Origin of the sequence: Shouchella sp. JSM 1781072 (genome assembly GCF_041949915.1) — a bacterium.
In the GTDB taxonomy this organism is placed as follows: Bacteria; Bacillota; Bacilli; order Bacillales; family Bacillaceae_D; genus Shouchella.
The window spans coordinates 727,478-750,262 of the sequence record NZ_JBHFQE010000001.1; the positions used below are offsets into that span (position 1 = coordinate 727,478).

General features: G+C 41.6%; 23 protein-coding genes. All 23 read left to right on the top strand.

All coding sequences use genetic code 11. The features are described from left to right. Window positions 1-72 precede the first annotated feature (72 nt). The 23 genes from spoVE to carB all read left to right on the top strand — a co-directional run bounded on the left by spoVE (window position 73) and on the right by carB (window position 22,766). On the top strand, window positions 73-1,170 hold the full coding sequence (spoVE, locus tag ACE1TH_RS03900) for a stage V sporulation protein E (RefSeq protein ID WP_099301146.1): 1,098 nt from the start codon (window positions 73-75) through the stop codon (window positions 1,168-1,170). A gap of 228 nt (window positions 1,171-1,398) precedes the next feature. Then, the gene (locus tag ACE1TH_RS03905) at window positions 1,399-2,160 is read left to right on the top strand and encodes a cell division protein FtsQ/DivIB (RefSeq protein WP_255223386.1); all 762 of its coding nucleotides are present in this window, start codon (window positions 1,399-1,401) and stop codon (window positions 2,158-2,160) included. A 297-nt stretch (window positions 2,161-2,457) separates the two neighbouring features. Further along, a complete protein-coding gene (ftsA, locus tag ACE1TH_RS03910) occupies window positions 2,458-3,753 on the top strand; it encodes a cell division protein FtsA (protein ID WP_255223385.1) in 1,296 nt (431 codons plus the stop codon). 42 nt (window positions 3,754-3,795) lie between these two features. Continuing rightward, complete coding sequence (gene ftsZ, locus ACE1TH_RS03915; protein WP_099301143.1) at window positions 3,796-4,902, top strand: cell division protein FtsZ; 1,107 nt, start codon at window positions 3,796-3,798, stop codon at window positions 4,900-4,902. 178 nt (window positions 4,903-5,080) lie between these two features. Then, entirely contained in the window at window positions 5,081-5,971 is an 891-nt protein-coding gene (gene spoIIGA, locus ACE1TH_RS03920) for a sigma-E processing peptidase SpoIIGA (RefSeq protein WP_099301142.1), read from the top strand. Window positions 5,972-5,981: 10 nt separating this feature from the next. After that, on the top strand, window positions 5,982-6,695 hold the full coding sequence (gene sigE / locus ACE1TH_RS03925) for an RNA polymerase sporulation sigma factor SigE (RefSeq protein WP_099301141.1): 714 nt from the start codon (window positions 5,982-5,984) through the stop codon (window positions 6,693-6,695). Between the two features lie 163 nt (window positions 6,696-6,858). Continuing rightward, on the top strand, window positions 6,859-7,644 hold the full coding sequence (sigG, locus tag ACE1TH_RS03930) for an RNA polymerase sporulation sigma factor SigG (protein WP_099301140.1): 786 nt from the start codon (window positions 6,859-6,861) through the stop codon (window positions 7,642-7,644). Window positions 7,645-7,731: 87 nt separating this feature from the next. Then, window positions 7,732-8,040, top strand: a complete 309-nt coding sequence (locus tag ACE1TH_RS03935; RefSeq protein WP_099301139.1) for a YlmC/YmxH family sporulation protein — start codon at window positions 7,732-7,734, stop codon at window positions 8,038-8,040. A 63-nt stretch (window positions 8,041-8,103) separates the two neighbouring features. Beyond that, on the top strand, window positions 8,104-8,934 hold the full coding sequence (gene pgeF / locus ACE1TH_RS03940; protein ID WP_375078394.1) for a peptidoglycan editing factor PgeF: 831 nt from the start codon (window positions 8,104-8,106) through the stop codon (window positions 8,932-8,934). Continuing rightward, window positions 8,931-9,635, top strand: a complete 705-nt coding sequence (locus ACE1TH_RS03945; protein ID WP_375078395.1) for a YggS family pyridoxal phosphate-dependent enzyme — start codon at window positions 8,931-8,933, stop codon at window positions 9,633-9,635. Before pgeF ends, ACE1TH_RS03945 begins: the two co-directional genes overlap by 4 nt. A gap of 11 nt (window positions 9,636-9,646) precedes the next feature. Beyond that, on the top strand, window positions 9,647-10,090 hold the full coding sequence (locus tag ACE1TH_RS03950) for a cell division protein SepF (RefSeq protein ID WP_255223383.1): 444 nt from the start codon (window positions 9,647-9,649) through the stop codon (window positions 10,088-10,090). A 27-nt stretch (window positions 10,091-10,117) separates the two neighbouring features. After that, window positions 10,118-10,399 carry a YggT family protein gene (locus tag ACE1TH_RS03955; RefSeq protein ID WP_099301135.1) on the top strand — a complete coding sequence of 94 codons (282 nt, stop codon included), beginning with the start codon at window positions 10,118-10,120 and terminating at the stop codon, window positions 10,397-10,399. A 3-nt stretch (window positions 10,400-10,402) separates the two neighbouring features. Beyond that, window positions 10,403-11,164 (top strand): YlmH family RNA-binding protein, encoded by a 762-nt coding sequence (locus tag ACE1TH_RS03960; RefSeq protein WP_099301134.1) that lies wholly within the window; start codon window positions 10,403-10,405, stop codon window positions 11,162-11,164. A gap of 95 nt (window positions 11,165-11,259) precedes the next feature. Continuing rightward, window positions 11,260-11,784: a DivIVA domain-containing protein gene (locus ACE1TH_RS03965; RefSeq protein ID WP_099302125.1), complete on the top strand. Its 525-nt coding sequence runs from the start codon at window positions 11,260-11,262 to the stop codon at window positions 11,782-11,784. A gap of 191 nt (window positions 11,785-11,975) precedes the next feature. Beyond that, window positions 11,976-12,608, top strand: coding sequence for a TraR/DksA C4-type zinc finger protein (locus tag ACE1TH_RS03970; protein ID WP_255223381.1), 633 nt, complete (start codon window positions 11,976-11,978; stop codon window positions 12,606-12,608). A gap of 131 nt (window positions 12,609-12,739) precedes the next feature. After that, complete coding sequence (lspA, locus tag ACE1TH_RS03975; RefSeq protein WP_176554327.1) at window positions 12,740-13,204, top strand: signal peptidase II; 465 nt, start codon at window positions 12,740-12,742, stop codon at window positions 13,202-13,204. A gap of 1 nt (window position 13,205) precedes the next feature. After that, window positions 13,206-14,114 (top strand): RluA family pseudouridine synthase, encoded by a 909-nt coding sequence (locus ACE1TH_RS03980; protein ID WP_099301131.1) that lies wholly within the window; start codon window positions 13,206-13,208, stop codon window positions 14,112-14,114. Between the two features lie 160 nt (window positions 14,115-14,274). Further along, a complete protein-coding gene (gene pyrR / locus ACE1TH_RS03985; RefSeq protein ID WP_255223380.1) occupies window positions 14,275-14,805 on the top strand; it encodes a bifunctional pyr operon transcriptional regulator/uracil phosphoribosyltransferase PyrR in 531 nt (176 codons plus the stop codon). Between the two features lie 140 nt (window positions 14,806-14,945). Continuing rightward, window positions 14,946-16,253, top strand: a complete 1,308-nt coding sequence (locus tag ACE1TH_RS03990; RefSeq protein WP_099301129.1) for a solute carrier family 23 protein — start codon at window positions 14,946-14,948, stop codon at window positions 16,251-16,253. 14 nt (window positions 16,254-16,267) lie between these two features. Continuing rightward, on the top strand, window positions 16,268-17,173 hold the full coding sequence (locus ACE1TH_RS03995) for an aspartate carbamoyltransferase catalytic subunit (RefSeq protein ID WP_375078396.1): 906 nt from the start codon (window positions 16,268-16,270) through the stop codon (window positions 17,171-17,173). Window positions 17,174-17,198: 25 nt separating this feature from the next. Further along, the gene (locus tag ACE1TH_RS04000; RefSeq protein WP_375078397.1) at window positions 17,199-18,476 is read left to right on the top strand and encodes a dihydroorotase; all 1,278 of its coding nucleotides are present in this window, start codon (window positions 17,199-17,201) and stop codon (window positions 18,474-18,476) included. Continuing rightward, window positions 18,469-19,554: a carbamoyl phosphate synthase small subunit gene (locus ACE1TH_RS04005; RefSeq protein WP_099301126.1), complete on the top strand. Its 1,086-nt coding sequence runs from the start codon at window positions 18,469-18,471 to the stop codon at window positions 19,552-19,554. Before ACE1TH_RS04000 ends, ACE1TH_RS04005 begins: the two co-directional genes overlap by 8 nt. Before the next feature lie 23 nt (window positions 19,555-19,577). After that, window positions 19,578-22,766: a carbamoyl-phosphate synthase large subunit gene (gene carB / locus ACE1TH_RS04010; protein ID WP_375078398.1), complete on the top strand. Its 3,189-nt coding sequence runs from the start codon at window positions 19,578-19,580 to the stop codon at window positions 22,764-22,766. Window positions 22,767-22,785 lie beyond the last annotated feature (19 nt).

The window sequence follows — 22,785 nt, forward strand, 5'->3', positions numbered from 1 at the left end:
CAATGTTTTGGACATGTTTTCCCCTTCTTGTTCATATAGTGAGGAAGAGAAGGTACATGCTGGGGGTGAACAATGAACAAAGAAAGACAGGCGCCCGACTATATCTTAATTGTTGCAACCATCGCATTGCTCGCAATTGGATTAATTATGGTATACAGCGCAAGTGAAGCGTGGGCAACCTACCGCTTTGATGATTCATTGTTTTTTGCAAAGAGACAATTTTTCTTTGGAAGTGTAGGGGTCCTGTTAATGTTCTTCATATCAAGAGTTGATTATTGGACTTGGCGCACCTATTCAAAAGTATTGTTAATCATTTGCTTTGTGTTGCTCGTCCTTGTTTTAATTCCAGGAGTTGGATTAGTGCGTGGAGGTGCAAGAAGTTGGTTAGGAATTGGTGCATTCTCCATCCAGCCGTCAGAATTTATGAAGATCGCAATGATTATTTTCTTGGCCAATTTTTTAGCTGTTAACCAAAAGCGAATTGTTTTATTTCGAAAAGGGCTATTGCCAGCATTAGGTTTTGTTATGGTTGCCTTTGCGATGATTATGTTGCAACCAGACTTAGGGACAGGCACGGTCATGGTAGGAACATGTGTGGCGATGATATTTATCGCTGGCGCTCGTGTGAAGCATTTTATGGGCTTGTTTTTAATTGGCGTAGCAGGGTTTGTTGTGTTAATCATTAGTGCGCCTTATCGAATAAAACGAATTACTTCCTTTCTTGATCCGTGGGCAGACCCAATGGAAAGTGGTTTTCAGATCATCCAATCTCTTTTGGCTATTGGTCCTGGTGGATTGTTAGGAATGGGGCTAGGAGAAAGTCGACAAAAGTATTTTTATTTACCCGAACCACAGACCGATTTTATTTTTGCGATTTTAGCAGAAGAATTAGGTTTTATGGGTGGTGTGTTCGTTTTACTTTTATTTGCCGTTATTTTCTGGCGTGGAGTCCGAATTGCGCTAGGCGCCCCAGATTTATTTGGTAGTTTTCTAGCGGCAGGTATCGTCACCATGATCGTCATTCAAGTGATGATTAATATTGGGGTGGTTACAGGGTTGATGCCTGTAACCGGGATCACGCTTCCGCTTTTAAGTTATGGTGGTTCATCCTTAACGTTAATGCTAATGTCTATCGGGATTTTAATTAATATTAGCAGGCATAATCGGTAAACCAATCGTAGTTTTTCGTCGATACATGTAGAGAGAGGGGGGTTTCCCTTCTCTCTTTTTATTATTAATAGAATCAAAAAGGGGATTTATGATAAAATGCAGAAAACATAACGATAATTGGTTTTGTTTGATAATAAATAGGGAATAGAAGCAAGTCTAGCATCTTTTTTATTTTATAGAATTGCTTGTGTTCAATCATCAACTGATGAATTCGTTGGAGGAATGAATGTGAGTAGAGATGAAAAAGTGGTATCTGTAAACGAACGAATTCCCACTTTACAAGAAAAACGACGTCGTAAAGCGAACAAACGCTTATTGAGTATTGTGATTGTGTTTTTCTTTTTAATTATGGTGCTCGTTTATTTTCAAAGTCCGCTTAGTGAAGTGAAAGCGATTCATGTAGAAGGAAATCAATTGCTTACGGAAGAGGAAATTCGTCAAGCGAGTGGACTAAGTGAAGGTATGAATATATGGAACATTGATAAGGACCAACGCATTAATCAAGTCGCTCAATTAAAAGAAATTGAATCTGTAGAGATTCATCGTACCCTTCCTTCGTCGGTCCAAATTCGAGTGGAAGAGTATCCTCGTGTTGGGTATGTGTATAGCGATGAAGGTTATTTACCCCTTCTGCAAAATGGACAAACGCTTGATACCGTACACGAAAGTCAGTTGGTTGGCGATGCGCCCATTTTAGTTGATTTTGAAGACGAAGAAACCCGTGCAATAATCGGTGATCAATTAATGAATACGGCTCCGGAAATTGTTGGACGAATATCAGAAATTATCTATACGCCAACAGAAGAAGCACCGGAAGAGTTAACTTTGTATATGACGGATGGGATTGAAGTTCGGACAGATTTATCGTCATTTGCAGAATACATGCAACCGTATCCGCAAGTTCATGCACAAGTAGATTCATCTCGATCAGGTGTACTTTATATGAAAATGAGTCCATATTTTAGAGAGAACGAAACGGCTGAAGAGTAGGGATTTGGAAGGATTTTTTTGCTCTACTTTTCTTCCGACACACGATATGAAGCGGTTCAAGCCGTTGATGAACACGTTTATTTCATTATGTAACACATTCTTAATAGAGGGTTGCGAAAGGTTTTATCTTTTCACCTGCAGAAACATGGTGTAGACTAAAGAACAAGAGCCTTAAAACATACATAATGCTACGAGATTTAAAAGGATTCTATTAACGCTTGTCGAATACTGTTTGTGTGATAAAAAATTGAAACTATGAAAGTTGAACACCATGATTGTGCAGATGAGGAGGTGCCATTGGTGAGTAATGAAACATATGTAAGTTTAGATATTGGAACATCTTCAGTAAAAGTCGTTGTGTCGGAGATTGCTGGAGGTTCAATAAACATTTTAGGTGTCGGCAGTGTTCCTTCTGAAGGAATTAAAAAAGGAGCCGTCGTCGATATAGATGAGACGGTAAAATCAATTAAACGAGCGGTCGATCAAGCCGAGCGCATGGTCGGCATTCAAATTGAGCATGTTGTTGTCGGCGTGAATGGAAGTCACATTGAATTAACGCCTTGTCACGGTGTAGTAGCAGTTTCTAGTTCAGATCGAGAAATTGAAGTAGAAGATGTACGTCGTGTAATCGATGCTGCGCAAGTGATGTCAATCCCGCCTGAGCGAGAAGTGATTGATGTCATTCCAAAACAATTTATTGTTGACGGTTTAGATGAAATTACAGATCCTCGCGGAATGATTGGCGTTCGTTTAGAAATGGAAGGAACGTTAATTACTGGGTCAAAGACGGTCTTACATAATTTATTGCGATGTGTAGAGCGTGCAGGGTTGTCAATTGCTGAAATCAGCATTAATTCACTAGCTACGGGTTCAGTCGCTGTGTCAAAAGACGAGAAAAGTTTAGGTGTATGTGTACTCGAAATTGGTGGAGGTTCAACGACTGTTTCCGTTTTTGAACAAGGTTCGCTCGTTGCGCTGTCGGTGTTACCAATCGGTGGCGATCATATTACAAATGACTTAGCTGTTGGGTTAAAGTTGACAACGGAAGAGGCTGAGCGAGTAAAATGTAAACATGGACATGCTTTTGTTCCAGAGGCATCAACAGAAGAACAAATTACTATCCAGAAAATCGGCTCGAACGAAAGACATACCATTACGCAACAAGAATTAGCAAGTATTATTGAACCGAGAGTTGAAGAGATCATTGAGCTATGTGCACGGGAATTGGTACGATTAGGCTTTAAACAGTTCCCAAGTGGGTTTGTACTAACAGGTGGAGCTGTTATGATGCCTGGTGTACTAGAGTTAACGAAAGACATGCTCGAAGGTAATGTTCGAGTTGCCATTCCGAATTATATCGGTGTACGCGAGCCACGCTACACGGTAAGCATCGGATTGATTCACTTTGCACACAAAAATGGCCGTGTACAAGGAAAAGAAATTGCAGCTGCTTTTTCGTCAGCTGAGCAGGTTCCTGAAGAGGCGAAAGCCGCACCTGTTGCCAAGCGAAGTAAGCGAAAAGAAACCGAAACGGTGCAAGATGAGAAAAAAGAATCCAAGATGAAATCTTGGTTTAAGACATTTTTTGATTAATGAAGAGAAGCTTACTGCCAGTATGGTTAGGGGGACAAATAAATGTTTGATTTTGAAATGGACATGGAACAATTAGCACAAATTAAAGTCATCGGCTGCGGTGGCGGCGGTTCTAATGCTGTAAACCGTATGATTGAAAATGGATTACAAGGTGTGGAATTTATTGCCGTTAATACAGATGCACAAGCGCTGCATCTTTCAAAAGCTGAAAAGAAATTACAGCTTGGAGGCAAATTAACAAGAGGTCTAGGTGCTGGAGCCAATCCAGATATCGGCAAAAAAGCTGCTGAAGAAAGCCGTGAGCAGCTAGAAGAAGTGCTAGGTGGAGCGGACATGGTCTTTATTACCGCTGGAATGGGCGGTGGTACTGGAACCGGTGCTGCACCTGTAATCGCTGAAGTCGCAAAAGAAATTGGTGCCTTAACAGTAGGGGTTGTTACAAAGCCATTTACATTTGAAGGTCGGAAGCGTCAAAACCAAGCGCTTTCAGGAATCGTTGCGCTTAAAGAAAAAGTCGACACGTTGATTGTCATTCCAAATGACAGATTGTTAGAGATTGTTGATAAAAATACACCGATGCTTGAAGCGTTCCGTGAAGCGGATAATGTTCTTCGCCAAGGTGTACAAGGGATTTCAGATTTAATTGCTACACCTGGTTTAATCAACCTTGATTTCGCTGACGTAAAAACGGTCATGAGTGAAAAGGGATCTGCGCTTATGGGCATTGGGATTGCTACTGGTGAAAACCGCGCGGCTGAAGCGGCGAAAAAAGCGATTTCTAGTCCGTTACTTGAAACGTCAGTGGACGGCGCGCAAGGCGTGTTAATGAACATCACTGGTGGAACAAACCTTAGTCTTTATGAAGTGCACGAAGCAGCGGAAATTGTTTCTGAAGCATGTGATGAAGAAGTAAATATGATTTTTGGTTCTGTTATTAACGAAAACTTGAAAGATGAGATTGTTGTGACGGTCATTGCCACAGGTTTTGAAGAAGCGGAAAGAAAACCTCAACCGCGTCCATCTACACAAAAACCAGCGCAATCTAAGCAAGTCGAATCAAAATCATCAGAAAAGCAAAAGCCAAGCAACGACGAACAATCGGATACACTCGATATTCCAACGTTCTTACGAAATCGTAGAAATCGTTAAATAGGCTAAAAAGACCTGTTACCAGCTTCATAGGGTAACAGGTCTTTTTTTGTTGTTCGCAGAAAGGACAACGTTTGGCAAAAGCTTTCAAAATAACAGGCTTGTCCTTGCCACGAAGTGACAGACTTCCTTCTTCGTATCTACTATACTAAGTTTTATCACTATAGGGGGAGCCTTCATGACCGTTTATCTAGACTTAATTTGGTTACTGAATCTAGGAATTGATTTTCTTTTAATCATAGGAACGGCTCTCTTGTTAAAACGAAAAAAAAACTATGTGCGTATGGGGGCTGCTGCTTTTTTCGCTTCTCTCGTTGTGTTTTTTATGTTTACGCCTTACGTTTCCATCTTTATGAACCCAATTGTTAAGTTTATTTATTCTTGTTTTATTGTATTCATTGCTTTCGGATACATACGTTTTACTTTTTTTCTGCAAAATCTAGCCGGTTTTTTTTTCCTTACTTTTGTTACTGGCGGCGGGCTGTTTGCGATGCATTATTTTTTTCAAACTGATGTTGATTTAATGGCTCATTTACCAGGACATGGACTCGGTGGTAGTACAATAAGCTGGGCGTTTGTGCTTATTGGTTTTCCCCTGGTGTTTTGGTTTAGTAAACAACAAGTTGATACCTTCAAGATAAAAAAAGTACATGCAAGTGAAATGGCAACAGTGAAAATTGAAATTGAAGACTTTACATTTGAAACAAGGGGGCTTGTCGATACTGGAAATCAATTAAAAGATCCACTCACTCGAGCGCCAGTGATGATTATTGAAGCACATCTACTTCATCCGTTACTTGGAAAACAACAGACCGATGACATGCTCAATATGGAAACGAAAGAAAATCATCCATTTATGCATCGAATTCGCCTCGTGCCGTATAAGGCGGTAGGGCAAAAACAACCGTATTTAACTGCATTTAAACCTGATCAAGTGACCATTTATTATGGCGATGAACAGTTTGTGACAAAGCGTGTGTTGTTAGGGCTGTATGGAGAAGCGTTATCGGCTGAGGGGCAGTATCAAACGATTATCCACCCTCAGCTAGTTATTTCACAAGTGAGCTAAGGAGGAAGCGATGATAAAAATGAAATGGAAGTTACTTATAGTTCGTCTACTGAAAAAGTTTGGGATGAAAGAAGATGAAATTTACTACATTGGTGGGAGTGAGGCATTACCTCCGCCATTATCAAAAGAAGAAGAAGCTGAACTACTTCAAAAACTACCAAATGGAGATGAAGCAGTAAGGTCTGTCTTAATTGAGCGTAATCTTCGACTTGTTGTTTATATTGCAAGGAAGTTTGAAAACACCGGCATCAACATTGAAGATTTAATTAGCATTGGTACGATTGGACTCATTAAAGCCGTGAATACCTTTAATCCAGAGAAAAAAATTAAACTAGCGACGTATGCTTCACGTTGTATTGAAAATGAAATTTTGATGTATTTACGTCGTAACAATAAAACTCGCTCAGAAGTGTCGTTTGATGAGCCGTTAAATATTGATTGGGATGGGAATGAATTACTCTTATCAGATGTCCTCGGAACAGAAGAAGACATTATTACAAAAGGAATTGAAGAGCGAGTGGACCGTCGGCTTCTCGTAAAAGCGCTGCATACCTTGTCTGCCCGTGAAAAACAAATTATGGAGCTACGCTTTGGGTTAACAGGTACAGAAGAAAAGACACAAAAAGACGTTGCGGATATGCTAGGAATTTCACAATCGTATATCTCTCGATTAGAAAAACGAATTATTAAAAGGCTACAAAAAGAATTTAACAAAATGGTTTAAAAATGAAAGCGATGAGCAGAAAAAATTATTTCTAAATTTTAGCAGTGTCGTGACAAGGGTAAGTCTCCGTTTTCCGATTTCCAAACATAAAACGAGTGCATAAAATTTTTTTCCCAGGGAGATACTTTTTTTGACATCATCTTCCGTTTAGGGGGTAAAGAATTTGACTCGTAATAAAGTAGAAATCTGTGGCGTTGATACATCAAAGCTACCCGTTTTAAAAAATGCTGAGATGCGGGAACTTTTCTCGCAGCTACAGTCAGGGTATGAGCCGGCAAGGGATACATTAATTAATGGCAATCTTCGGTTAGTCCTTAGCGTTATTCAGCGTTTTAATAATCGCGGTGAGAATGTCGATGACTTATTCCAAGTCGGATGCATTGGGTTGATGAAATCCATTGATAATTTTGATTTAGGTCAAAATGTAAAGTTTTCAACTTATGCGGTTCCGATGATTATTGGAGAAATTCGACGATACTTAAGAGATAATAATCCGATTCGCGTATCTCGATCATTACGAGATATTGCGTATAAAGCGTTACAAGTTCGGGATCAGATGATGGCAGAAAAGAAAAGAGAAAATGAACCAACTGTTCAAGAAATCGCGGCGGTATTAGACGTACCAAAAGAGGATATTGTGTTTGCACTGGATGCAATACAAGATCCAGTTTCTTTATTTGAGCCGATTTACAATGATGGTGGTGACCCAATCTTTGTGATGGATCAAATTAGCGATGAACGAAACAAAGATGTAAATTGGGTAGAAGAGATCGCTTTAAAAGAGGCAATGATTCGATTGAATGATCGTGAAAAAGTCATTTTAAATATGCGTTTTTTCCAAGGGAAAACACAAATGGAAGTAGCTGACGAAATAGGGATCTCCCAAGCACAAGTGTCACGTCTAGAAAAAGGTGCCATTCAACAAATGAATAAGCATATCGAATCGTAAAAAAGTCGTTGCTGTTGCAACGGCTTTTTTTCTTGTTCATAAATGATTCTAGGAGAAGCATATAGTAAGATAAAAGGAGGGAATGTGATGATTAAAATATCTGAACTCTCGTCGAAAGACATTGTGAATATGGAGAATGGGAAGCGTCTAGGTCATTTAAATGATTTAGATATTAACTTGAATACAGGTAGAATTGAAGCGATTATTATTTCAAGCCAGGGAAAGATGATGAATTTATTAGGAAGCAGAGATTCAAATGAAACCATCATTCCTTGGAAGAATATACTGAAAATTGGTTCTGACGTCATTTTAGTAGAGCTACCTGAACGTTACAAGCAAAAGCAAATGATTACGGAATTGGAGCAAGAGCCAGAAAGAAAAGAACCGCAACGGTAAACATTTCTTCTCCGCAGGCATTATGGTAAAATAAAGCGAGGAATACAAAAAGGAGTCACAACGATGAAAGCAAACTGGCAGTTACTCACAGAACGAGTAGAGTATGAAACCAATTTTAATTCTTTAGACCAAGGGTTGTTCGCCGGTTTTACAACACGTCATGGCGGTGTGAGCAACTCACCCTATGATTCGTTGAACATGGGCTTTCATGTTGAAGATTCTGCTGATGCGGTTGTACATAATCGTGAGCGCGTTGCTCACGATATCGGTTTTGCTCTTGATGCTTGGATCGGTTCTGAACAAGTTCACCATGCAACGATAGCGGAAGTGACGGAACACGATCGAGGAAAAGGGGCGCGCCAGCTTAATACAGCTGTTCAGGGAACAGATGGGCTTTATACAAGCGATCCAAATGTTCTGTTGACAAGCTTGTATGCAGATTGTGTCCCGCTTTATTTTTTCTCGAAAAAGAGCAAAATGATTGGCCTTTGTCATGCAGGTTGGAAAGGGACAGTGGCGGAAATTGGGCCTAAGCTAGTGAAAATTTGGGTTCAAGAGCACGCTGTTGATCCTCATGATATCTACGTTCTAATCGGTCCTTGTATTTCCAAACAAGCGTATGAAGTCGATCACCATGTCATGGAACAGGTAAAAACGCTCTTACCTGGAGACAACATGAACATCTTTACGCCCACTCAGAATCAGCGCTATTTACTTGACTTACCTGCTTTAAATCGATTGTTATTAGAGCGTGCGGGTATTCTCCCTGAGCACTTGATTGAATCTGATCGATGTACCTATGGGGAGGAGCGTTATTTCTCTCATCGACAAGCAGAGGGTAAAACAGGTAGAATGATGAGTATGATAGGCTTAAAGAAGGTGAAAGAAACATGAAGACAAACGTAGAAGAGAATCGTGCTGCACTACGTTCTCGTATTGAAACTGCTGCGACTAAAGTGGGTCGGTCGTTAGAGGATATCCAAATTATTGCTGTAACAAAGTATGTTTCAGTCGAAACGGCTAAAGCCGCAATAGATGCAGGCATTTCTCATATAGGTGAAAACCGCATAGAGGGTCTGCTTGCGAAAAAAGAAGCGCTCGATACAGAAGATGTTGACTGGCACTTCATTGGCTCGCTGCAATCGAGAAAAGTGAAGGACGTTGTCGGTGAAATATCGGTACTCCATTCGCTTGATCGCTTAAGTTTAGCCAAGGAAATTCAAAAACGTTTAAATCAGCAAGATCAAACGCTACGATGTTTTGTGCAAGTAAATGTGTCTGGAGAAGAATCCAAAAGTGGACTAGCTCCTGGTGAAGTTGAGCCATTTATTGAAAAGCTAGAAGCGTATGACCGCATAACAGTGGTGGGTCTTATGACAATGGCGCCGTTTGTTGACGATGCTGAAGAAACGCGTCCCTATTTCAAAACGTTAAAACAACTGCAACAATCGATTGCCGATAAAAACTATGAGCACGCTCCTTGCACAGAAGTGTCGATGGGCATGTCGAATGACTTTGAAGTGGCAATAGAAGAAGGTGCTACGTATATACGCATTGGAACCATTCTAGTAGGCAATGAACACGTGTCTGAATAAGGAGGATGGAAATGGGCTTTAAATCAAAGTTTAAAACGTACTTTAATTTAGATGACCATGTCGAAGAAGTCGAACGTTATGTAGACGAGCCTGAAGAAGATGAGGGACGAACAATGCCAAATCGATTTCAAGGAAATGAAGCAAAAGAAAAAGAAACGCAATCGAATATTGTGAGCTTAAAAAGTGTTCAGCAACATGCGAAAATGACGCTGATTGAGCCACGTTCATATGATGAAAGCCAAGACATTGCGGATCAATTAAAGAATCGGAAAACAGTCGTTATTAATTTACAGAGAATGGAACACGATCAAGCATTACGGGTAGTAGATTTTTTAAGCGGAACCGTATATGCTATTGGAGGAGACATTCAAAAAATTGGTGCGAGTATTTTCATATGTGCACCAGATAATGTGGAAATATCAGGGTCGATTAGTGATATTGCTAATCAATTTTGATTTTACAAGGTAGGTGATGAGAGCAAGATGGAATTGTTTGTTAACTTTATATTTAACCTGATACGTTACTTAGCGCTAGGGTACTTCTTTGCGATTTTAATTTACATCATCATGTCATGGGTAGGTGGAAGAGATTCCGCTTTTGGCGAATTCCTCGGCAGTATTGTTGAACCGTATTTAGGAATTTTCAGGAATATTATCCCACCAATTGGCATGATCGATTTATCGCCGATTGTTGCGATCTTCCTTTTAAACTTAGCGGTTCGTGGTTTAGGGCCAGTTCAACAGTGGATTATGGGGCTATTCTAGACGATGTACGAACATTTTCGAAAGGAAGAGCACCCTTTTGTTGATCAAGTCCGCGACATGATTGAGTCCGTCACCTTGTTTCATCAAGAACGGCTGACGGATTTTCTTGACCCAAGACAGCAAGATATTTTGACTTCGATTGTAGGAAAAAATGAGGAGTGTGAGCTTCTCTTTCATGGTGGCGCTCAAGGCTGTGAGCGAAAGCGGGCTCTTTTGCGACCGATTTATTTACAGGATGAGCCGCCAAAATGGGGAATTACATTTTTGTACGCTTCGTTTTCCTCAAAATTTGTAACGATTTTGCATCGTGATGTATTAGGTGCACTCATGAATACAGGGTTAAAACGTGAGAAGTTTGGTGATATTGTTGTAGGCGATGACTTCTTTACGTTTGCAACAGCGACAGATACAGCAGCTTACATACGAATCTCGCTTGATTATGTCGGAAAAACCTCGATTTCATTGGAAGAAACAGATACAATGGAATTAGAAGAAGAACATTGGCAAACAGAGCAGGTGCTTGTTTCCTCGATGCGATTGGATGCTGTTCTTTCTTCTGTGTACGGTTTATCCCGTTCAAAAGGGGTTGAAGCGATTTCCAAAGGATATGTAAAAGTGAACTGGCGATTGGTTGATCAACCAGCTTTTACATTGGCAATTGGTGATTACTTGTCTCTGCGTGGCTACGGTCGTGGAAAAGTCATGCATTCAGACGGGACAACCAAGAAAGAAAAAATTCGTTTAACAGTAGGACGAAAGAAGTGATTTTGCCTTGACGGCGAAATTTGTTGTTTTTAGAAGGTATTTTTCGGGGAATGTCGAATGAAGAAAAGAATCAAGATTTCATGGAGGTGGGACGGTTGCCATTAACGCCGTTAGATATTCATAATAAAGAGTTTACACGCTCGTTTCGCGGGTATGACGAAGATGAAGTAAATGAGTTTCTTGATCAAATTATTAAAGATTATGAAGCGGTCCTTCGAGAAAAAAAGGAATTGTTTGAACAAGTGAACAATCAAGATGAAAAACTTTCACATTTCCACAATATCGAAGAAACCTTAAATAAATCCATTATGGTTGCGCAAGAGGCTGCAGATGAATTGCGTAACAATGCTCACAAAGAAGCGCAGTTAATCGTGAAAGAGTCGGAGAAAAATGCAAACCGAATTGTTAACGAAGCGTTAAGCAAGTCAAGAAAAGTAATGATGGAAATGGAAGAGCTTAAAAAACAAGCGTCTGTTTATAAAATGCGGTTTAAAATGCTAATTGAGGCGCAGATGGAAATGCTTCAGACAGACGATTGGGAACAATTTGCTGGCAGCGAAGATAACTTTAACGAAGAAGAACTGCTTAAAGAATTTGAAGAACAAGAGAGCAAATCGTAAGGTACATTTTACATACAAGATGTAACGGTTTATCTGCGTTATTGAAATAAGGATTTTAAATGAAGCATCGACTCACGTTCCGTAGAGATCGATGCTTTTTGCATGAGAAACAATGCTCTTTAAGCTGGTTTTATTTGGCGCTCAATGAATACGTAGAACGGGTCATCCTACGTATAAGGAGTGATTCTAAAATGGATACAACGTGGTATAAAAGTAAGCTGATTGAACGAAGAGAACAACTCGTAAAACATCAATCTTCTCATGATCCAAAACAACAACAGGCGGAGTTATCAAATTATGATAATCATCCTGCTGATAATGCGACGGATTTATTTGACCGAGAAAAAGATGAAGCATTATTTCAACACGCGGAGCATGAACTTCATGCAATCGACGATGCGTTGGAAAAAATTGATCATGGTACGTATGGCTTTTGTGAAGTGACGGGGGAACCCATTCCTGAAGAAAGACTTAAAGCCTATCCAGAAGCACGAACTGTTGCCTCGGTGGCTCCCCAATCTGTTCCCACGGATCGACCTGTTGAAGAAGAGGTTGTACAAGGGTTTGAAGCGTATAATAAGGACCATGATGAAGATGAAACAGAGTTTGATGGAGAAGATGCCTATCAAGCAGTTGCTCGTTTTAATGATACGTCGTTGGAATACGATGAAGAAACAGGAGATACCGACTTGTACGGCGCAAATGGTGTGGAGGATTTTGAAGGATTTCTTTCCACAGGAATTGATGGGTATCATGGTCCGGACAGTGTGACGGTTGAGCAAAATGAACATTATAGTGCTTATCGAAAACGAGACCAGACGTAATAGTGGTTCGCGCTTAATACGGAGGTTTTATACCTCTGTATTCCTTTTTTATATGAACGTAATTGCTCAGTGGAGAAAGAACAGACATTTATTTGTATTTATGCTACACTAATCCTATTACATAGTGGAGGATACGGATGGCTTACATAATTGCGTTACTTATTATCGGACTTGATCAGTTAACCAAATGGCTTGTTGTTGAAAATATGGTTATCGGTGAACGCATCACAGTCATTGAAAATGTTTTTTACATTTTCTCTCATCGGAATTCTGGTGCGGCGTTTGGCATTTTGCAAGGGCAGATGTGGTTGTTTTACATCATTACCGTCATTATGGTTGGTGTGATTATTTATCTGATTCAAACGGAAGCTAGAAACCATACGTTATTAAAATGGGCTTTAGGCCTTATTTTAGGTGGCGCGATCGGGAATTTTATTGATCGGCTTTTTCGTCAAGAAGTGGTTGATTTTATTGATACATTTGGAAACTTCCCGATCTTCAATATTGCTGACTCGGCTTTAACAGTCGGAGTGGGGTTATTTTTGATAAATTTAATTTTAGAAGCTAGGCGTGAAAAGAAGGAGAGCAAGAACTAATATGAAACAATGGACAATCGATGAAACACAAATAAATGAGCGAATTGATAAGATGATCGTTCTATTACATGGTGATACATCACGAACCCACGTACAAAAATGGATTCAAGACGGTCTAGTGACTGTGAATGAACAAGTAATTAAAGCAAATTATAAAGTTCAACAAGGTGATGTGATTGACGTTTCGGAACCAGAATTAGTGTCAACGGAAGTGAAAGCTGAAAATATCCCCTTAGACGTTGTCTATGAAGATGCAGATCTCATTGTCGTCAACAAACCGAGAGGCATGGTTGTACATCCAGCACCGGGGCATTCAAGCGGGACACTCGTCAACGCGCTTCTTTACCACTGTACCGATTTGTCAGGCATTAATGACGAAGTTCGACCTGGCATCGTACATCGAATCGATAAAGATACGACAGGTTTAATTGTTGCCGCAAAGAATGATCACGCTCATGAACATTTATCCAAACAATTAATGAACAAAACAACAAAGCGTCAATATAAGGCGATTGTACATGGTGTGCTTTCTCATAAGAAAGGAACCATTGATGCGCCAATCGGTCGAGATTTAAAAGACCGTCAAAAGATGGCGGTAACGGATAAAAACAGTAAGCAAGCTGTTACACATTTTACGTTGGAAGAAACGTTTCGCGCTTTTTCTTACGTGACGTGTGAATTAGAAACAGGGCGGACTCATCAAATTCGCGTACATTTTCAATATATTGAACATCCATTGGCAGGAGATCCGAAATACGGCTATAAGAAAACATTGCCGATTGCTGGACAAGCGCTACATGCAGAAACCCTTGGCTTTGTTCATCCGAGAACAAATGAAGAACTTTTGTTTACTGCACCAGTGCCTGAAGACATGGAAACATTATTGCAAGATTTACGAAAACAAGATTGACAAATCCTTTCGTGTGATGCATACTACAATAGAAGATTATAGGTCCTTTAAGCATAGTCCTGTGAGGCTATCAAGGAGTCGGTGAATTAGGATACGTCTATCTAAATCCCTAGCTGCTCCTTTTGGACAGGTAGGGATTTTTTTGTGAGGAGGTTCGACGATGGCAAGAATGATCATTGATGAAGATGCGATGCGCCGCGCAATAACGAGGATGTCACACGAGGTGATTGAGCGAAACAAAGGCGTAGAGAACTGTGTGTTAGTCGGGATTAAGACACGAGGCATTTATCTTGCTAATCGGTTGGCTCAACGAATTAAGGATATTGAAGGACAAGATATTCCGGTCGGTGAAGTGGATATTACGCTTTATCGTGATGATTTAACACCTAAAACAAGCGATCAGCAACCTGTTTTACAAGGAACCGATATACCGGTTGATATTACCGGCAGAACCGTCATTCTTGTAGACGATGTACTTTATACAGGAAGAACGGTGCGATCTGCGCTTGATGCGTTAATTGATTTAGGAAGGCCTTCATTAATACAACTCGCTGTATTAGTTGATCGAGGGCATCGTGAACTGCCAATTCGACCTGATTATGTTGGGAAAAATGTGCCAACTTCGAAGCAAGAGCGCATCTCCGCTAAGCTTAAAGAAGTAGATGAATTAGACGAAGTCACAATTGTATAGCTCCTCTTTAATCGTAGTCCTGTGAGGCTGGCAAGAGGAATAAGAATGCACGCAAAGCAATACGTTTGTGCTTCTTTCTTGCCGCCTCCTAGACTCTAGGGGGCTTTTTATATGAAGAAAAAGGCAAAAGGAGAAAATTGATGAAACAACCAAAAATGAGATTAGGCATCCAAGAAATACCTCGAGCGGATCAATGGCTCTTGTTCAGTTTACAACACTTATGCGCAATGTTTGGCGCAACGGTACTCGTTCCATTTTTAATTGATATGAGTCCAGCAACGGCTCTTTTATCAAGTGGACTAGGGACATTGGCATTTATCCTCATTACAAAGGGGCAAGTACCAGCCTACTTAGGGTCATCGTTTGCCTTTATCGCTCCGATCTTGTCCGCACAAGCAATTGGAGGTACGGAAGGAGCGATGATCGGAAGCTTCTTCGCTGGAATCATTTATGGAATTGTAGCACTCATTATTAAAGCGGCAGGAACAAACTGGATAACAAAACTTTTACCACCAATTGTTGTAGGTCCAGTTATTATGGTAATTGGTCTAAGCTTAGCAACGACGGCAGTGGATAATGCCATGTATTTACCGGGAACGGACGAATATAGTCTTGTTCACATCATAACAGCAGGTATTACATTAGGGGTTGCTGTCATTGCGACGATGTACTTTAAAGGGTTTTTAAACTTAATACCGATTTTACTTGGTTTAATTGCAGGTTACGCATTCGCGCTCACACAAGGCTTAATTGATTTAAGTCCGATTCGAGAAGCAAACTGGTTCGCAGTTCCTGAATTAATCATTCCATTCTACACGTATGATCCATCCTTAAACTGGGCAATCATTGCCATTATGGCGCCTGTTGCGTTAGTGACATTGGCGGAACATACAGGACAATTAATGGTGTTAAGCAAGATTTCTGGAAAGAACTTTTTGCAAAAACCAGGCATGCACCGAACGGTCATGGGTGATGGTGTAGCGACGATCATAGCAGCGAGTATCGGTGGACCACCGAATACCACATACGGTGAAAACGTTGGCGTCATTGCGATTACTCGAGTGTTCAGCGTCTTCGTGATAGCAGGTGCGGCAGTGTTGGCGATTACATTCTCGTTTATTGGAAAAGTGGCCGCGTTAATCAGCTCGATTCCTGAAGCGGTAATGGGCGGCATCTCCATTATGTTGTTCGGGATTATCGCTTCTGCTGGTATACGCATGCTCGTCGATAATAAGCTTGACATGGGTGAAAAAAGAAATATGGTCATTGCATCGATTATTCTCGTAGTGGGGATCGGTGGCGCAACTGTACGCTTCTCCGACACATTTGAAATTGCAGGTATGTCACTCGCCACCATTATTGGTTTAGTCCTACATGCTGTCTTGCCAAATAAAAACGTTAGCTACGGTGAACAAAACATGTTTGAAGAAAATCCGGAACAACACTAAAGGAGGATGTACGAATGACGGTTCAATTATATGGCTCTCGCAATCAGAGCCTCTATACGATGACACAATTACACGTAGACGAGGTGTACGAGATTCTTCAGCAAGCTGAGCGATTTGCAAACGGGGAAACGTGGCAATCAAGAGAACAAACCTTTATCGCAAACTTATTTTTTGAACCGAGTACACGTACACGATTTAGCTTTGAAGTAGCGGAACGCCGACTAGGTTTTGACGTCTTACAATTTGATGGGGCGTCATCAAGCACTCAAAAAGGAGAATCTTTATACGACACTGTGCGAACACTGCAATCCATAGGTGCAAGCGCCGTCGTGATCCGTCATTCAAAAGATGAATTTTATGAAGAGTTAAAAGAAATAAACATTCCGGTTCTTAATGCTGGAGATGGGTGCGGCAATCATCCAACCCAATCGCTTTTAGATTTGCTAACGATTAAGCAAGAGTTTTCCCGGTTTGAAGGGCTGACGGTCACGATTGTAGGGGATCTTCAACATAGTAGGGTAGCGCGCTCAAACGCTGAGATTCTTCAACGGTTAGGGGCAACGGTAACCATTGCTGGTCCGATTGAATGGATGGGGGATTTCCAGACTCGCTATCGATATCTCTCAATGGATGAAGCAGTTAAAACTGCAGATGTGGTCATGTTGCTCCGAGTCCAGCATGAGCGCCATGATGATGCGTTTCCTTTTTCCAAAGAAGACTATCATCAACGTTACGGCTTAACGACTGAACGTGAAAAAAAGATGAAGCAAGACAGCATTATTATGCACCCAGCCCCAGTAAATCGTGATGTTGAAATAAGTAGTGCATTAGTTGAATGTGATCGTTCTAGAATTTACAAGCAAAGCGAGAATGGTGTGGCCATTCGCATGGCGGTGTTAAAACGAGCGTTACAACGTTAAGTTTAAAAAAGGGGATGAAGACAAAATGACACTAAAAATTAGCAACGGATTTATCATAAACGCGGCAGGCGAGAAAGAGCAAAAACATTTGTTTGTACGGGATGGCCATTTTGTAGAGGAAACAACTGAGGTTACAAAAGAAGTTGACGCCGATAACCTGTTGATTACGCCAGGTTTTGTTGATCTTCACATCCACTTAAGAGAACCAGGTGGCGAAAAGAAAGAAACGATTGAAACAGGTACAAAAGCAGCAGCGAGAGGGGGATTTACGACAGTAGCCGCGATGCCGAACACAAGGCCAGTTCCAGATACAGCTGAAACGATGACTGCATTAATGGCACGAATTGCTGAAAAAGCACATGTGCGCGTGCTTCCTTATGGCTCCATTACAACGAGACAACTAGGAAAAGAGTTAACAGACTTCTCAGCTCTTAAAGATGCAGGCGCCTTTGCGTTCACAGATGACGGGGTCGGCATTCAAGACGCTGGCATGATGCTTGCGGCGATGAAAGAGGCAGCAAAGCATCAAATGGCTGTTGTCGCTCATTGCGAAGATAATACATTGATCAACGGTGGTTCTGTGCACGAAGGACAGTACGCCAAGCAAGAAGGCTTAAACGGGATTCCATCAGTATGTGAATCTGTACATATTGCAAGAGACGTGCTGCTTGCAGAAGCGGCAAATTGTCACTACCACGTTTGCCACGTGTCGACGAAAGAGTCTGTACGTACGATTCGAGATGCAAAAAAAGCAGGGATTCGGGTAACCGCAGAAGTAACGCCGCATCACCTGCTCTTAAGTGAAGAGAACATTCACGGTCAAGATACAAATTTTAAAATGAATCCGCCGCTTCGATCAAAAGCGGATCAAGAAGCGTTGATTGAAGGATTACTCGATGGAACAATTGACTTTATCGCAACAGATCATGCACCGCATACTCAAGAAGAAAAACAAACGAGCATGGATCGAGCGCCGTTTGGCATTGTCGGACTCGAAACGGCTTTCCCATTATTGTATACCCATTTTGTCGAGTCGGGATCGTTTCGCTTAAATCAGCTCATTGATTGGCTGACCACAAAACCAGCAGAAACATTTGATCTTCCATATGGAACATTAAATGTCGGAGCTCCAGCCGATTTTACGCTAATTGATTTACAAGCAACGGAAACGATTAACCCTGAGACATTTTATAGTAAAGGTACAAACACACCGTTTGTAGGGTGGACGTGTACAGGAATTCCACATGCTACTTATGTAGCAGGCGAGGCGGTTTTTACAAAGGAGCGAGTAAACCATGGATAAACAACTGATCTTAGAAGATGGCACCGTATTTATTGGTGAAGGTTTTGGAGCTGACGTAGAAATAAGTGGCGAAGTTGTGTTCAACACGGGAATGACTGGCTATCAAGAGATCTTGTCTGATCCATCCTACTGTGGGCAAATTGTGATGCTAACGTATCCGCTAATCGGGAACTATGGCATCAATCGCGATGATTTTGAATCCCTTGACCCGGCCATCTCTGCCTTAATCGTGCGAGAAGTAGAGGATGAACCAAGTCACTATCGAGAACAAGAATCGCTCCATGAGTTACTCGTTGCAAAAGGAATTCCAGGGTTAGCAGGAATCGATACACGTATGTTAACGAGAAAGATTCGCGCACGCGGAACAATGAAAGGCTATGTGTGCTCGTTATCAGTAAAGGTTGAAGATGTGGTCGAAGAGCTCCAGCGCATGCCCCTTCAGACGACGCAAGTATCGCAAGTATCAGTAAATACGGCTTATCATGTCCCAGGAAAAGGAAAGCGCGTTGCATTAATTGATTGCGGGATGAAACATGGCATTTTACAGTCGCTCATTGAACGACAATGCGATGTAGTCGTTGTGCCATACAACACAACTGCACAAGAGATCAAACGCCTCGGTGTTGATGGTGTGCTTGTTTCAAACGGTCCTGGAAATCCTGAAGATGTTCCTGAAACGATTGAAACGGTACGTGCTCTGGTAGGAGAAATCCCGCTATTCGGAATCTGTTTAGGCCACCAACTTTTAGCACTAGCAAGTGGTGCAACCACGAGCAAATTGACATTTGGTCATCGTGGATCGAATCATCCTGTGCGGGAATTGGAAACAGGTCGAATTGATATTACAGCGCAAAATCACGGGTATACCGTTGATCTCGCTTCTTTAGAAGGAACAGAATTACTGTTAACGCACGAAGCGGTTAACGATGGCACAGTGGAAGGATTATCCCATAAACGAGCAGCTGCCTTTAGCGTTCAGTATCATCCAGAAGCAAACCCAGGACCGCATGATGCAAATGATCTCTTTGATCGTTTTGTCGAGATGATGAAAACAGTAAAAACAAACGTACTTGTTTAATAGGAGTAGGGGAGAGTGTTGTTATGCCAAAGCGTACAGATTTGAAAAAAATTCTTGTGATCGGATCAGGTCCGATTGTAATCGGTCAAGCAGCTGAGTTTGATTATGCAGGGACACAAGCGTGTCAAGCGTTAAAAGAAGAAGGATACGAGGTTATTCTCATAAATTCAAATCCTGCAACGATCATGACAGACACAACGATGGCAGATCGTGTCTATATTGAGCCGCTCACGCTCGATTTTGTAACAAGAATTATTCGGAAAGAACGTCCAGACGGACTACTGCCAACGCTAGGAGGGCAAACAGGTCTCAACATGGCGCTTGAATTGAAGAATGCGGGCGTGCTTGAACGCTACGACATTGAGCTACTTGGAACAAAATTGAGCGCAATTGAACAAGCAGAGGATCGTGAGCAATTTCGCGCGCTTATGAACTTACTAGGTGAGCCGGTTCCTGAAAGTGAAATTGTCCATACGCTAGCCGAAGCGGAAAAATTTGTTGCGCATATTGGCTTCCCAGTGATCATTCGACCCGCCTACACACTTGGTGGTACAGGTGGAGGCATCGCTTATAATGATGAAGATTTACAAGAAATTGTTGCGAGTGGGTTAAAATATAGCCCAGTTACGCAATGTTTAGTGGAGAAAAGTATTGCGGGCTTTAAAGAAGTAGAGTACGAAGTCATGCGCGATGCACAAGATGAAGCAATCGTTGTTTGCAACATGGAAAACTTTGATCCCGTCGGTGTTCATACAGGAGATTCGATCGTATTCGCTCCTAGCCAAACCTTATCTGATCGCGATTACCAAATGTTACGGAATTCCTCTCTTTCCATTATTCGCGCACTTGGAATCGAAGGGGGCTGCAACGTACAGTTTGCCCTCGATGCACATAGTGATCAATACTATATCATTGAAGTAAACCCGCGAGTCAGCCGTTCATCTGCTTTAGCATCAAAAGCAACAGGCTATCCAATTGCCAAAATTGCCGCGAAAATCGCAGTAGGCTACCATTTGGACGAGTTAAAAAATCCAGTAACAGAAACAACGTATGCAAGCTTTGAACCAGCGTTAGACTATGTTGTGTCGAAAATTCCACGCTGGCCTTTTGATAAATTTGAAAGTGCCAACCGTACATTAGGGACGCAAATGAAAGCAACTGGTGAAGTGATGGCGATTGGACGTTCGCTAGAAGAATCGCTTCTAAAAGCCGTTCGATCACTTGAAGCAGGCTATGACCATATTCAAGACGCAACGCTAGACATGCAGTCTGAAGAAGATTTGCTCAAGAAAATATCGAAAGCAGACGATGAGCGCCTGTTTGCGATTGGTGCGCTGCTTCGAAAAGGAACATCTATCGAAACAATCTATCAAACAACGAAAATTGATCGTCTCTTTTTGCAGAAACTAGCGCGGATCGTCGCATTAGAGGGACAGTTGACCGAGGCAAGAACGAACGAAAAGCTGTTCCGAAAAATCAAAAGAGCAGGATTTGCCGATTCGTTTATCGCCAAGAGATGGGAGACGGAGGAGCAAGCTGTATTTGAGTTAAGAGATGCAGCGGGAATTAAGCCGGTTTTTAAAATGGTCGATACATGCGCAGCAGAATTTGCTTCGGCTACACCATATTTTTATAGCACGTATGAACGTGAGAATGAATCCGAGGTGACTGAAAGAGAGAGCATCCTCGTTCTAGGCTCAGGTCCAATTCGAATCGGTCAAGGCATTGAGTTTGACTATGCAACCGTTCATACTGTTTGGGCGATTAAAGAAGAGGGGTATGAAGCGATTATTATGAATAATAATCCGGAAACCGTCTCGACAGACTTTTCTACCTCTGACAAACTTTATTTCGAACCTTTAACGATTGAAGATGTCATGAATGTCATTCACCTTGAAAATCCAAAAGGGGTCATCGTGCAATTTGGTGGGCAAACGGCGATCAACCTTGCTGCGGATTTAGCTGCTCGAGGCGTGAAAATTATTGGCACTCAGCTAGACGATATGGACCGTGCTGAAAATCGGGATAAATTTGAGCAAACGTTGATGAATTTAGCGATTCCACAACCATTAGGCAAAACGGCAACCTCGGTCGAGGGTGCGGTAACGATTGCCAATGAGATTGGTTATCCCGTTCTAGTGCGTCCATCGTATGTATTAGGCGGACGGGCGATGGAGATTGTCTATCATGAAGAAGAGCTTCTTCGCTACATGCAGTCAGCTGTTAAAGTAAATCCGAAACATCCAGTGCTCGTTGATCGTTATTTAACAGGGAAAGAACTTGAAGTCGATGCGATCTCAGACGGGAAAGATGTCTATATACCAGGCATCATGGAACATATTGAACGAGCAGGGGTCCATTCCGGTGATTCCATCGCGGTTTACCCGCCTCAAACGGTTCCAGAATACTTAAAAGAACGGCTGATTGAACGAACGACTAAAATTGCCCGTGGATTAAACATTATTGGACTTCTAAACATTCAATTTGTGTGGCATCAAGATGACGTCTTTGTACTAGAAGTAAATCCACGTTCTAGTCGTACGGTACCGTTTCTAAGCAAAATAACAGGGGTGCCAATGGCAAATGTTGCAACTCGCGTTATGCTAGGAGAAAGCCTTGCATCACTCGGTTATGGCACAGGCTATCATCCTGAAGCAAAAGAAGTCTCGGTGAAAGTTCCAGTCTTCTCGTTTGCGAAGTTACGTCGAGTCGACATCACTCTTGGACCGGAGATGAAGTCAACGGGAGAAGTTATGGGGCGTGACCGTACATTAGAAAAAGCGTTATATAAAGGACTTGTAGCATCAGGTATGAATATTCCTACTCACGGATCGGTTTTGTTCACCATCGCTGATAAAGATAAGCAAGAATCGATTGAGATTGCGAAACGCTTCCATGAGATAGGCTTTAGCATTATGGCGACTTCTGGAACAGCAACCTTGTTAGAGATGGAAGGGATTCCTGTTCGTGTCGTTAATAAAATTAATGAAGGCAAACCTCATTTACTTGATCTTATACGCCAAGGGGAAGCCCAGTTTGTCATAAATACTCTTACAAGAGGAAAACAACCAGCTCGGGATGGCTTTAGAATTCGCCGCGAGTCCGTTGAAAATGGTGTTGTTTGCCTCACATCGATTGATACAGCAGCAGCTTTGTTAAGCGTACTTGAGTCAATTACGTTTGCAGCAGAAAGCATGCCGCAGCCGGTATAAATTGTGAAAACGGGTCACG